11 protein-coding genes and 1 riboswitch are annotated in these 12,975 nt (G+C 68.0%); of the genes, 3 read left to right on the top strand and 8 right to left on the bottom strand.

What is annotated here, in order from left to right; all coding sequences use genetic code 11:
* Positions 1-16 precede the first annotated feature (16 nt).
* On the top strand, positions 17-664 hold the full coding sequence (locus BM345_RS19550; protein WP_093382360.1) for a LysE/ArgO family amino acid transporter: 648 nt from the start codon (positions 17-19) through the stop codon (positions 662-664).
* A 12-nt stretch (positions 665-676) separates the two neighbouring features.
* Here the strand turns inward: BM345_RS19550 and BM345_RS19545 are convergent, their stop codons facing one another.
* From BM345_RS19545 to BM345_RS19515, 7 genes are all read right to left on the bottom strand, one after another.
* Positions 677-1,597, bottom strand: a complete 921-nt coding sequence (locus BM345_RS19545) for a TorF family putative porin (RefSeq protein ID WP_093382357.1) — start codon at positions 1,595-1,597, stop codon at positions 677-679.
* A 164-nt stretch (positions 1,598-1,761) separates the two neighbouring features.
* A complete protein-coding gene (uca, locus tag BM345_RS19540; protein ID WP_093382660.1) occupies positions 1,762-5,412 on the bottom strand; it encodes an urea carboxylase in 3,651 nt (1,216 codons plus the stop codon).
* Positions 5,413-5,513: 101 nt separating this feature from the next.
* Entirely contained in the window at positions 5,514-6,155 is a 642-nt protein-coding gene (locus tag BM345_RS19535; RefSeq protein WP_093382355.1) for an urea amidolyase associated protein UAAP2, read from the bottom strand.
* A 7-nt stretch (positions 6,156-6,162) separates the two neighbouring features.
* Positions 6,163-6,867, bottom strand: a complete 705-nt coding sequence (locus BM345_RS19530; RefSeq protein ID WP_093382352.1) for an urea amidolyase associated protein UAAP1 — start codon at positions 6,865-6,867, stop codon at positions 6,163-6,165.
* Entirely contained in the window at positions 6,851-7,684 is an 834-nt protein-coding gene (locus BM345_RS19525; RefSeq protein WP_093382350.1) for an ABC transporter ATP-binding protein, read from the bottom strand. The genes BM345_RS19530 and BM345_RS19525 overlap by 17 nt, the downstream gene beginning before the upstream one ends.
* Positions 7,677-8,495 (bottom strand): ABC transporter permease, encoded by an 819-nt coding sequence (locus BM345_RS19520; protein ID WP_093382347.1) that lies wholly within the window; start codon positions 8,493-8,495, stop codon positions 7,677-7,679. Before BM345_RS19520 ends, BM345_RS19525 begins: the two co-directional genes overlap by 8 nt.
* Before the next feature lie 39 nt (positions 8,496-8,534).
* On the bottom strand, positions 8,535-9,608 hold the full coding sequence (locus BM345_RS19515; protein ID WP_093382344.1) for a putative urea ABC transporter substrate-binding protein: 1,074 nt from the start codon (positions 9,606-9,608) through the stop codon (positions 8,535-8,537).
* Between the two features lie 64 nt (positions 9,609-9,672).
* Positions 9,673-9,774: riboswitch (guanidine-I (ykkC/yxkD leader) on the bottom strand.
* A gap of 401 nt (positions 9,775-10,175) precedes the next feature.
* Here BM345_RS19515 and BM345_RS19510 point away from each other — a divergent pair.
* Positions 10,176-11,171 carry an isopenicillin N synthase family dioxygenase gene (locus tag BM345_RS19510; protein WP_254789824.1) on the top strand — a complete coding sequence of 332 codons (996 nt, stop codon included), beginning with the start codon at positions 10,176-10,178 and terminating at the stop codon, positions 11,169-11,171.
* On the top strand, positions 11,171-12,109 hold the full coding sequence (locus tag BM345_RS19505) for a hypothetical protein (RefSeq protein ID WP_093382339.1): 939 nt from the start codon (positions 11,171-11,173) through the stop codon (positions 12,107-12,109). The genes BM345_RS19510 and BM345_RS19505 overlap by 1 nt, the downstream gene beginning before the upstream one ends.
* 192 nt (positions 12,110-12,301) lie before the next feature.
* On the opposite strand, the gene pdeM is transcribed toward BM345_RS19505, so the two are convergent.
* Entirely contained in the window at positions 12,302-12,973 is a 672-nt protein-coding gene (pdeM, locus tag BM345_RS19500) for a ligase-associated DNA damage response endonuclease PdeM (RefSeq protein ID WP_093382337.1), read from the bottom strand.
* Positions 12,974-12,975: the final 2 nt, after the last annotated feature.

Genomic DNA, 12,975 nt, shown 5'->3' with positions numbered 1-12,975 from the left:
CAGGCAAGCTAGCGCCATGTCGAACGCTTTCTTTTCACCACTGGCCCTGGGCGTCTTCGTGCAGGCGCTGCTTCTCAGTCTGGGCCTCATCGTTGCCATCGGCGCGCAGAACGCCTTCGTGCTGCGCCAGGGTCTGCGCCGCGAGCACGTGGGCAGCGTCGTGCTGTTCTGCGCGCTGGCCGATGCCTTGCTGATCGCGGCGGGCGTGCTGGGCATGGCGCAGGCGCTGGGCGAGCGGCCCGGCCTGGCGCGTGTGCTGGCGCTGGCGGGCGCCGCCTTCCTGGCCGCCTACGGCATCCGGGCGCTGCGCCGGGCGCGGCATGCGCACCGGCTGGAAGCCGCTGGCGGCTCGGGCGCCATGGGCCAGGCCGCGGCGGTGGCGCAGGCGGCCGCCTTCACGCTGCTCAATCCGCATGTGTACCTGGACACGGTCCTGCTGGTGGGCAGCATCGGCGCCCAGCAGCCGTCCGGCCTGCGCAGCTGGTTCATCGCCGGCGCGAGCGCAGGCAGCCTGCTGTGGTTCGGCCTGCTGGGCTTTGGTGCGCGCTGGCTGGCGCCCTGGTTCGCGCGTCCGCGGGCCTGGCAGGTGCTGGACGGGCTCATCGGGCTGACGATGCTGGTGCTGGCGGCGCTTTTGCTGCGCCACGCGGCCGCCGGCGCCTGAGCGGCTTGCTGCTCAGAAGGCGACGCTGACGGACCCCGCCATCTTGGTGTCCTGCTTGATGCCGAAGCGGTTGTCCCCACCGATGATCACCGCCAGGTTCCAGGTCACCGGTGTGCTCGGAATGGGCCCCGAAAGCGCCAGCGTCAGGTGGCGGAAGGCGCTGCCGACCGGGCGGTTGCCGACGAAGCAGCCGTTGACCACGAAGGACTCGTCGGCCGCGCAGGCCACGCCCATCTTGGTGTCGGTGGTGCCGAGGTAGGTGCCCTCCTTGCGGTAGGTGTAGGCGCCCAGCGTTCCGGTGAATGTCAGGTCGTAGGGCAGCGGCTGCGTGAACACCAGGCTCCAGTAGGTATCGCCCCGGTTGCCCCAGACGACGTCGTTGAGCAGCGTCTGCGCGTTGAGCGCGAAGGGGCCGTAGCTCAAGCCGGCCTTGGTCTCCAGCGCGTTCGAGTGCACGCCGTTGATGTAGTAGTAGCCGGTCATGCCCAGCGTGTAGCCGAGGTCGCCGGCGATGTTCCCGGTGTAGGCGCCGTAGAAGTCGTTCTCCACCGACTTGGCACGCTGGAAGTCGGTGATGCTGCGGTCGTCGTACGAACGGCCGAGCTGCTTGTACGAGTAGTTGATGCTCGACGCCCAGTAGCCGAAGCTCCATCCGTTCGTGTTCACGAAGTCGATGCCCCATTGCAGCGCCAGTCGGTCCGATTCGGGAGCGTCGGCGCCGGCATTGCCCAGCGGCGCCCCGTTGCCGTAGGTGGTGGTTGCGCCGCGCAGCACGTAGGGGTAGGCGAGATCGATGTGCTTGGTGACGGTCCACGGTCCGGCGTCGGGTTCGGCAGGCTTGTCGCCCGCCTGCGCCATGGCGCCTGTTGCGCACAGCAGCAGGGCGGCGGCAGTGAGGCTGCTCGCGGCAGCGGTGCGGGGCGCTTGATTCATCGAGAGGGGCACGGGGTGACTCCAGGAGCTTGGTTTGAGGAAAAGGGAAAGGGGGTGAGGCCCGGCGACGCCACGCAGCCGGTCAGCGATTGCTGCCAACGCTGCGCAAGCAACGCTCGCGATGTCGAGGGAGCGGTCGCAGGCGGTGGATCCGGTGCGCGCGTTCATGCAGGAACCTGCTCGGTCACAGGCATCAGCACGGCCACTTCCTGGCCGGCCGCGATTGCGCCGCCTTCGGTGCAGCGCAATCGCTCGACGCGGCCCGCAAAGGGCGCTGTCACGGCGAACTCCATCTTCATGGACTCGACCACGACCAGGGTGTCGCCCTCCTGCACTTCGTCGCCTTCCTTGACGGCGACTTTCCAGACGCTGCCCGGCACCTGGCTGCAGATGGCGCTGGCGCCCTTGGGCAGGTCGAGTGCGTCGGCGGTGCCGGCCTCGACTTCCCTTTCATCGACATACTCGGCCTGGCCCTGCACGCGCCAGCGCTCACGCTCGGCGTCGAAGGCGGCTTGCTGGGTCGTCTTGAAGTCGCCGATGTCCTGGGCGTTCGCCTCCAGGAACTCGCGGTACTGGCGCATGCCGAACTCGCCCGCTTCGATGCGGATCGGGTAGCGGCCCGCGGGGAAGTCGCTGCGGATCTTCAGCAGCTCCTCCTCGCTCACCGGGTAGAAGCGGATCTGGTCGAAGAAGCGCAGCAACCAGGGCTTGCCCGCCTCGAAGGCCGCGGCGCCGCTGGCCGCGTCGCGCCAGCGGTTCCACATCTGCAGCGTGCGGCCGACGAACTGGTAGCCGCCCGGGCCTTCCATGCCGTAGACGCACATGTAGGCGCCACCGATGCCCACCGCGTTCTCCGGCGTCCAGGTGCGCGCAGGGTTGTACTTGGTGGTGACCAGGCGATGGCGCGGATCGAGCGGCGTCGCGACCGGCGCACCCAGGTACACGTCGCCCAGGCCGAGCACGAGGTAGCTCGCGTCGAAGACGATGCGCTGCACGTCCTCGATGCTCTGCAGCCCGTTCATGCGGCGGATGAACTCGATGTTGCTCGGGCACCAGGGCGCGTCGGGGCGCACGGACTGCATGTACTTCTCGATGGCGAGCCGGGCGGCGCTGTCGTCCCACGAGAGCGGCAAGTACACGGTGCGCGAGGGCACCGTCAGCGCGTCGGTGTCGCCGAGGGCATCGTCCACCGACGCGATCGTGCTCACGAGCGAGCTGCGGCTGATGCGGCGCGGGTCGTAGTGCAGTTGCAGCGAGCGGATGCCGGGCGTGAGGTCCACGATGCCATCGAGGCCGCGCTGTTGCAGGGCTGCGTGCATGGCGTGGATGCGCATGCGCAGGGCGATGTCCAGCTGCAGTTCGCCGAGTTCGACCAGCAGGTAGCGGTCACCCGCCTGCCGGATGACGAGGCCCGGGCGGCCGGCGCTGGCCTTGCGGTCGAAGACGATGGGCGACGCCAGGCGCGCGTTGCCCGTGCCTGCCTTCGGCACGCAGGACGCCGCGGTGGGCGCCTCTAGCCGGCCGACCCATCGGTCCTGCGCATCCTGCAGCGCCAAAGCCTCCTCCTGGGACACCGGCCTGAAGCGCACGCGGTCACCCGGGCGCAGCTGGCCCAGCTTCCAGCGCTCGGCCGCAACGACGACAGCCGGGCAGACGAAGCCGCCCAGGCTCGGGCCGTCCGGGCCGAGGATCACGGGCATGTCGCCCGTGAAGTCGATCGCGCCGATGGCGTAGGCGTTGTCGTGGATGTTCGACGGATGCAGCCCCGCCTCGCCGCCGTCGCGACGCGCCCAGGTGGGCTTGGGGCCGATCAGGCGCACGCCGGTTCGGCTGGAGTTGTAGTGCACCTGCCATTCGGTGTCGAAGAAGACCGCGATGTCGCCGTCGGTGAAGAAGTCCGGCGCGCCATGCGGGCCGTAGAGCACGCCCACGTCCCACGCGGTGGTCGCGTTGCCGTAGGCGGGTATGGCGGCGGCAGGCAAGGCCTGCGCGTCGGTTTCGGCCACCTCGCCGCCCAGATGCAGCATGTCGCCCGCCCGCAGCGTGCGGCCGGCGTGCCCGCCGAACTGGCCGAGCGTGAAGGTGGAGCGGCTGCCCAGGTAGGCCGGCACGTCGATGCCGCCACGCACGGCCAGGTACGCGCGGCTCCCGCCGCCTTCGCCCACCGCGGCGATCTTCAGCACGCTGCCGGCCCGCACCGGTATCGCGCGCCACAAGGAGACCGGGGCGCCATCCAGCGTGAGCTTCATCTCGGCGCCGCAGACCGCGACGAGCGCGTCATGGTGGAAGCGCAGCGCCGGGCCGCTCATCGTGCATTCGAGGCCGGCAGCCTGTTCCGCGTTGCCCACGAGCCGGTTGGCAAGGCGGAAGGCCAGGTCGTCCATCGGCCCGGAAGGCGGCACGCCGACGTCCCAGTAGCCCTGGCGTCCGGGCCAGTCCTGCACGGTGGTCTGCACGCCGGCTTCGAGCACTTCGAAGGCCTTGGGCTGGTAGGCCAGGTCGGTGAGCGAGCGCGTGACGATGCGGCCCTGCTCGAACACCTCCGACGCCACGACCGCGCGCAAATAGCGCAGGTTGGTCTCGATGCCCGAGAGCCGGGTGTCGGCCAGCGCAGCCTGCAGCCGCCGGACTGCGTCGGCGCGGTCCCGGCCGGTGACGATCAGCTTGGCGATCATCGGGTCGTAGTGCGGCGGCACTTCGCTGCCGCGCGAAACCCAGGTCTCGACGCGTACGTCTTCGGGGAAGACCACTTCGGTCAAGCCGCCGGCGCAGGGCTGGAAGTTGCGCGCGGGGTCCTCGGCATAGAGGCGCACCTGGATCGATGCGCCTTGCGGCACGGGCGCCACCAGTTCGAAATTCTCGCGGCGCGCCAGGCGCACCATCCACGCCACGAGGTCGACGCCGGTCACCTGCTCGGTCACGCCGTGCTCCACTTGAAGGCGCGTGTTGACTTCGAGGAAGTAGAAGGCCTGCGTGTCCGCGTCCAGGACGAACTCGACCGTGCCGGCCGACCGGTACGACACCGCTTCGCCCAGGCGCACCGCTGCCTCCAGCAAGGTGGCGCGCGTGTCGGCGTCGAGGTGCGGCGCGGGCGTCTCCTCCACCACCTTCTGGTTGCGCCGCTGCGCCGAGCAGTCGCGCTCGCCCAGCGCCACCACATGGCCCTTGCCGTCGCCGAAGATCTGCACTTCGATGTGGCGTGCACGCTCGACGAACTTCTCCAGGAACAGTCCCGCGTCCTTGAAGTTGGCTTGCGCCAGCCTTTGCACGGCCTCGAAAGCCGCAGCCATGTCGTCTTCGCCGCGGATCAGGCGCATGCCGATGCCGCCGCCGCCCGCGGTGCTCTTGAGCATCACCGGGTAGCCGATGCGGCGAGCTTCCGACCTGGCGGCGTCGAGGTCGGCGAGCAGGCCGCTGCCCGGCAACAGCGGCACGCCATGCTTCTGGGCCAGGGCACGCGCCGTGTGCTTCAACCCAAAGGCCAGCATCTGCTGGGCAGTCGGCCCGATGAACGCAACGCCTGCCGCTTCGCAGGCCTGCGCGAAACCTGGGTTCTCGGAAAGAAAGCCGTAGCCGGGATGGATCGCGCCCGCGCCGGTCTCCAGCGCCACGGCAAGGATGCGGTCCGCATCCAGGTAGCTCTGCGCGGCGGGCGCCGGGCCGATGCACACCGCCTCGTCAGCCTGGCTCACATGCGCCGAATCGGCGTCGGCCTCGGAGTACACCGCGACGGATTTCAGGCCGAGACTGCGAAGCGTGCGGATGATGCGGCACGCGATCGCGCCGCGGTTGGCGATCAGTACTTTGTCGAACATGGAAAAGGGCTCCACATCGGCGGGCCGTCCCGCCGGGTTGTTCATGCATGCCGGAGTCGTCTCCGGCAAGGCGCTGCGTGCGTGCGTGCGTACGTGCGGCGCTAGTCCCAGACGATCAGCTCGGCAGGCGTCGGGTTGTAGGCGTTGCAGGGGTTGTTCAACTGCGGACAGTTGGAGATCAACACCAGCACGTCCATCTCCGCCCGCAGCTCCACGTACTTCTGCGGCGCTGAAATTCCGTCCTCGAAAGTCAGGCCGCCCTCGGGCGTGACCGGTACGTTCATGAAGAAGTTGATGTTGGCGCCGATGTCGCGCTTGCCGATGCGGCGGTCGTGCGCGCAGGCCAGCAGGAAGTTGTCGCGGCAGCTGTGCATGTAGCGCTTGCCGAGCGAATAGCGCACGGTGTTGCTCTCCTGCGCGCAGGCACCCCCCAGCGTGTCGTGACGCCCGCAGGTGTCGGCCACCACGGTCAGCATCGCGTTGCCGCGGCTGGACCACAGCACCGTGCCGGTCGTGATGTACAGGCTCCCTTGCTTGCGCAGTGTTCGCTGCGGGTCGAAGCGCTCCGTCGGATCGTCGAGGTTGAAGAAGAGCGTGTCCACCGCCTGGTTGCCTTCGAGGTCGAGGATGCGCAGTGTCTGGCCCGCCTTCAGTTCCAGGATGGCGGGCGCGCCTGCGGGCACGGTCTCGCGGTAGGACGCTTCGGCCAGCGACCTGCGGCTTTCTGTCAGTTGGTCTTGCATGTCGGCCTCACAGGTGGATGCGGTCGGTGTTGATGAAGCCGCGCTGGTTCTCTTCACAGGACAGGCGGCAGACTTCGGCGACGGCCGCGTCGGCGCGCTCCAGTTCGAGGCGAACGGGCCTGGGGTCGTAGCGGGTGCCCGGGTCCAGCGGGTGCTGGATAGCGGTGAGCAGCACCAGCGTGTCCATGGGCGCGTAGAGCTCCACCAGATCGCCGGCCTTCGAATTGCCGGGCACGAAGTGCAGCGCGCCCGTCTCGCTCACGTCGACGCGGCTGAAGAGGTTCAGCGTCATGAGCAGGTCCTGGATGTTCAGGCCCCACTTGCCCATCTCGACCAGCAGGTTGTCCTGGCCGTTGCGATGAAAGCCGTTGCGCAATTCCTGGTAGCGCCCGCCGCCGTATTGCGCGGAGACTTCCCGCGCATCGGAGACGCCGCCCAGCGGGTCGTGCCAGCCACAGCTGTCGCGCACGATGGCCGCGAGCACCCGACCCATGTCCGAGTACAGGCAGTGGCCGGCCGTGAGCCGGGCCGTGTGCTGGCACTTGAGCGAATCCGGCAGGTTGAGCCGCTCGCTCTTCTCGTTGGCGTTGAGCATCAACACGCTCACATTGGCGCCGCCCTGCAGGTCGGTGAGGCGCAGCACCTGGCCGCGCTTGAGGACGAGCGAGGTGTGGCCGCCGCCCGGAATGGTTTCTTCAAGCAGCAAAGGCATTGGAAGTCTCCTCGATGTCGTTGATTCGATGTGCCGGCGCCGGCGCGCACAGGCCCCGCTCGACCACGGCGCGCGCGAGCTGCAGCGGTGCCGAGGCATCGGCGCCGCGCGCCAGCGGGATGTCGTAGGTGATGCGCGCGCCGTAGGCGCCGGGCGCCTGCGGATCGACACGCACCTTGTCGAAGACCAGCACGCGGCTGCCCAGCGCAAAGCCTTCCTTGAGGTCGTGCGTGACCATGAAGATGGTGAGCCCCGTCTCGCGCCACAGGCCCAGCAGCAGCTCGTGCATGTCGCGCCGCACGCCGGGGTCGAGCGCGCCGAAGGGCTCGTCGAGCAGCAGGATGCGCGGCTTGGCGATCAGGGCCTGCGCAATCGCCAGGCGCTGCTGCATGCCGCCCGACAACTGGCTCGGGTACTTGCAGAGCGCGCCCTGGAGGCCGACACGCTCGAGCATTGCCACCGCCTGCTCCTTCACCGCGCGGCGCTTCGCACCGAACAGCCTGCCGAAGAAGGGCGAAGCCGGCAGCTCCAGGCCGACCATGACGTTGCGCAGCACGTCCAGGTGCTCGAATACCGAATACCGCTGGAACACCACACCGCGGTGGCGGTCGGGCTCGCCGGGCAAGGGCTTGCCATCGAGCAGCACGCTGCCCTTGCTCGCCTTCTCCTGCCCGAGCAGCAGGCGCAGGAAGGTCGACTTGCCGCAGCCGGACGCGCCGACCATGGAGCAGAACTCGCCCTCTTTCACCGTGAGGTTCAGGCGTTCGAGAACCACCTGGTCGCCGTACGATTTCCACACGTTGCGCACTTCAAGCATGGCGGACTCCTCCGAACCAGGGGAAGGCGCGCTTCGTGAGCTGGTCCAGCGCAAGGTCCATCGCCCACGCGAGCAGCGTGATCCACACGACGTAGGGCAGGATGACGTCCATCGCCAGGTAGCGGCGCACGAGAAAGATGCGGTAGCCCAGCCCGTCGGTCGACGCAATGGCCTCGGCCGCGATCAGGAAGAGCCATGCCGCGCCCAGCGAAAGGCGCATCGCGACCAGCAGCCGCGGCATCAGTTGCGGCAGCACCATGCGCAGGATCAGCGTCCAGCTGTTGGCGCCCAGCGTCTGCGCCTTCACCCACACCTCGCGCGGAATCTCGCCGGCGCGCTGCTGCAGGTCACGCACCATCACCGGCGTGATGCCGATGACGATGAGCACCACCTTCGACAACTCGTCGAGCCCGAAGACGATGAACAGGATCGGCAGCACCGCCAGCGGCGGGATCATCGACAGCACCGCGATGAAGGGCGAGAAGCTCGCCGCGAACAGCGGGATGCTCCCCAGCAGGATGCCCAGCACCAACGCGGTCGCCGCGCTGATGACAAGGCCGATGCCCAGGCGCTTCAGGCTGGCCGCCGTATCCACCCACAGCAGGTATTCCCCGGTGCGCCTGTCCTCGGTGAAGGCGTACTGGTGCACCGCCTCCACCATCTGCGTCGCACTGGGCAGCAGCTTGTCGTCCGGGTTGTCCGACAGCCGCGCCGTCGAGCCCATGAAGTACACGGCGATCAGCAGCAGGAAGGGCATGAGCAGGAGGAACACGGCATTCCCCCGCCCCGGTCGTCGATTGATCAGTCGCATGGCAAGAGCCTCGCGGTTGCGTGGAAGATGCCGATGGGCCTAGAGCTTGCCTTCGGCGGCCATGCGCACGTAGGTCTGGTCGAAGCGCAGCTTGACGTTGTTCTTGTTGCCGACGACCAGGCCGCCATCGAAGGCCATGCCGATCGCGTCTGCGCTCTTCACGCCCTGGCCGAGGATGCCGTGGTCGAAGGAGAACTTGGCCACGCGGGTCATGAACTTGGGCATCTCGGGGCTGGTCGCGAAGTCCAGCGCGGCCTTGGGGCTGTAGAACAGCGCCGTGGTGGCGAGCTGGGCCCGAAAGCCTGCCAGGTCGGTGCCCGAGGCCTTGGCCATCGCGGTGAGGGCTTTGGTCGCGCGCTCGTCCTTGGCGGACATCACTGCCATCATCTCGAACCATGCACCGGTCAGCGCCTTGCCGAAGTTGGGGTTCTCGCCCAGCGTCCTGGTGTTGACGACCATCATGTCCATGAGCTCGCCCGGCAACTGGTGCGACGAATAGACCTGCGTCACCGAGTTGGCATCCCCCAGCTGCGAGAGCATCGGGTTCCAGGTCACGACGTTCTTCACGGAAGGCGTGGCGAAGGCCGCGACGATGTCGGCGTCGCTGGTGTTCACCACCTTCACGTCCCGCTCGCTCATGCCGGCCGACTCCAGCGCGCGCGCCAGGAAGTAGTGCGACACCGAGAACTCCACCAGGTTCACCGTCTGGCCCTTGAGGTCGGCCAGCTTCTTGTTCTTGCCCTTGATGACGATGCCGTCGTTGCCGTCGGAATAGTCGGCCACGATGATGGCCGTGGAGTCGACGCCACCCGCAGCGGGAATGGTCAGCGCATCCATGTTGGCCATGGCGCAGCCGTCGAACTTGCCGGCGGTGTACTGGTTGATGGACTCGACGTAGTCGTTGAGCTGCACGACCTGGATGTCGACGCCGTACTTCTTGCCCCACTTGGCCAGGATGCCTTGCGACTGGGCCTCGGCCCACGGCATGAAGCCGGCGTAGATGGAAGAGCACACCTTGAAGCTGGTGCGCGGGGCGGCTTGTGCGGAGTGCACCCCTGCAAGTGCCGCAATGCACAGGCTTGCGGTGCGAAGGAGTCTGGAGAGCTTTGACACGGTAGATCCTCGAGTAGGGTGAAACAAGAAAGCCTGGGAGCGGCGCGGTCTTGCGATCGCGTCCATCTCCCGGGCTTTTGTCCCGCCGTGTAACCCCTACCGAGGTCGACAGCTCTCGGACCAGCATTCGCCTTGTCAGCGAATCGGAACCCTAGCCGTCCATTGCAAATTGTGCTTAGCAAACCGGTTTGTCGCCGGCTCCCGCCAGGGGATGAGCACGAGTCGTGCCAGCGCAATGCACGCCGCGCCCGCACGCCGCCGGGGCATCTCGTTGCGGAAAGCGGAACGGGTTGAGAAAGACTTGCACCACGCACCGGCCGGCGCGCCCGCTGCTGGTGCCTGCTGGCGACGCCTTGGTGCAGCCACCGGGTGTTTGGGCGGCGTTCGCGCAGGCCCGGAATGTGCTGGCACATCTTCACTCTCGCCACCGCGAGCCAAGACGACTTGGGCCTGCATGCACCGCACGCAGGTAGCCGAACTGGACGGCCAGACACTTCATCCACCCAAGGAGTTTTCCAAGTGTCCAGCGCCCCGCACGGTAGACATACCGCATTCCAGGCATTGCCCGTGGTCGACATCGCCCCCTTGTACTCACCCCATGCGCACGAGCGCCGGCAAGCTGCCGGGCAACTCTCGAAAGCGGCGCGGGACGCGGGCTTCTTCTATCTCACCGGCCATCGGGTCTCGCAGGCACGCATCGACGCACTCGTGGCGCGCGCCAAGGCCTACTTCGCGCTGCCGATGGAAGAGAAGATGCGCCACTACATCGGCGATTCGACCAACCACAGCGGCTATGTGCCCGAGGGTGAAGAGCGCTTCAGCGACAACGTGGTGGACCGCAAGGAGGCCTATGACGTCGGCTTCGACTACCTTGCCAGCGAAGGGCGACGACCCCTGCTCGGCCCCAACCGCTGGCCGGACATGCCGGGCTTCAAAGAAGACGTCAGCGCCTACTACGACGAGGTGCTGGAACTCAGCAAGCTGATGTTCCGCGGCTTCGCGCTCGCGCTCGGCCTGGAGGAAGACCGTCTCGTGCGCCAGGTCACGCAGCCGCCCAGCCAGCTGCGCCTCATCCACTATCCCTTCGACGACGTGCCCGCAAAGGAAGGTGGCCAGGGCATCGGCTCGCACACCGACTACGAGTGCTTCACCATCCTGATGCCGACGGCGCCCGGCCTGGAAGTGCTCAACGGTGCGGGCGAATGGATTGCGGTGCCGGTGCTGCCGGGCGCCTTCGTCATCAACATCGGCGACATGCTGGAGGTGCTATCGAACGGCACCTTCGTCGCGACGCGGCACCGAGTGCGCAAGGTGCAGGAGGAGCGCTATTCCTTTCCGCTCTTCTGCGCCTGCGACTACGACACGCTCATCGAGCCGATCGTGCCTGCACCCGACGACAAGGCGAGCCCGTATGGCGCACTCGCTTGCGGCGACCACATCTACGCCCAGACCCAGCAGACCTTCACCTACCTCAAGCAGCGAATCGCGCGGGGCGAGATGAAACTGCCCGAGGGCGCGCGCCTGGCCGACAGCTTCGGCCGGAAGGCGCAGGTGGCGGCGTGATGCATCTGGATGAACTCGTCGAGAAGCACGCCCGAGCCGCAGCGCACCGGGTGCCCGAATGGATGATGGGCCTGTATCGCCGCCACATCATTGCCTTTGCCGATGGCACGAGCGACACCGAGACACAGGTGTACTGGCTGCAGAGCCGGAACTTCTCCATCGACCTGCGCCTCCCGCGCGAAGCGGGCCTGGTCGCCCAGGCCAGGCCCCTGGCCGACTACAGCCGCGATGAACTCGCCGTGCTCTGCGAATACGAAGGCTGGGTCGCTCAGTGCGTCTGGGACGGCGAGCAGCTCGCATGGCGCGAGCCGACGGCCTTCCAGTTGCACGACCGTTGGCCGGAACCTGCGCCGCTGCGGCGCGTGGGCAACTGCATGATCGAGTTCGCGCCCAGTGGCGCCTACGTCGAGGACTGGCGCCTGCAGCCATCCGCGCCCGGCCCGCTGGTGGGCTTGCGCCTGATCGATGAGCGCGAACTCGAAAGCGGCCGCGTGCTGCACCGCGGTGGCGGCCTCATCGTGAGCGGCGACTACGCTGGACTGGTCATGGGCCGCGCCGAGGCACCTGGGGTGTCGGCACCACTTCGCGACCACGTGCTGTCAGCGCAAGGCAATGACGAGGCGCTGGGGCGACTGATGGATTTCGAGACATCGATCGCCCGCGGGTCGATGCGCGAAGGCTTCGAGGTCACGCACTCGACCTGTCCCGGCCGGGTCGGGCAGCAGGCCTTTCCGCTGGATGGTTTCACGCTGGAGTCGGATGGGAGCGTGAGCCAGGTCGTCCACGGCGACGGCCTCGTCACCCGACGGCGATTCACCGTGGACACCCTTGAACCGCTCCACGCGTGGCCGCAGTCGACGCCGCAGACCCCAGCCGGCTTCGAATGGCGTGGGAAAGAGTCGGCCACCCTCGGCCGCTACACCTTCACACTGTCCTGAGCATCAGAAAGGAAGCCCAATGGTCCGCCCCGAGTCACACGAAGTCTTCCCCTACTGCAGCCGCGCTGGCCTGAGCCTGCTGCTACTGGATCTGGTTCGCTCACGCACGCGTGCGCGAGCGCCGTCCGCATCCATCCGACGCAATGGCAGCTTGCAGCAGCCACCACCAGCCGGCGCTCCGCGTCTCAAGGCCTAGGCGCCAGGCAGCGCCCAGACCGCATCGCCGCCCACCGCATAGAAACGCCGCCCCGGCGCCCGCTCCACGTACCAGCCGCCGGTGAACTCCCCGAAGGCCGGCAGGATGGCCTGCGCGCCTTCCTGGACGAAGCAGGGCAGCCGGCGCACACGGTCGCGCCCGCTGCCATGCAGGCTGCTCACCGGATGCAGATGGCCCGCCAGCACGAAGTGCGTCGCATGCCGCTGCGGATGGTGGCAGCAGGCGAAGGGGCCGAGGAGCCAGGGCTCGGTCACCACCTCGATGCGCAGGTGCGACGGCGGATCACCCGCGCGGCTGTCGTGGTTGCCGCGCACCAGCGTGCACTCGAGTCGCGCATGGTGTTCGCGCCAATCCTGCAGCGCGGTCAGCAGCGAGGGCGTTCGCGCCTGCGCCGCATGCAGGAAGTCGCCCAGCAGCACCAGCTGCCGCACCGCGTGGCGCTCGATGAGCGCATCGAGCCGCGCAAGGTTCTGCGCCGTGGTGCCGCCGGGCACCGGCTGGCCCAGCGCGCGAAAGGTGGCCGCCTTGCCCAGGTGCAGGTCGGCGACGAAGAGCACGCCGGCCGCGGGCCAGCAGATGGCGCGCTCGGGCAACAACAGGAGCCGCTCGCCGGCCCACTGCACTTCGACTTCACCGTGCGGGGACATGC

Source organism: Variovorax sp. OV329 (genome assembly GCF_900114785.1).
Taxonomy (GTDB): Bacteria; Pseudomonadota; Gammaproteobacteria; order Burkholderiales; family Burkholderiaceae_C; genus Variovorax.
This window is presented reverse-complemented; position numbering and strand designations above follow the sequence as displayed.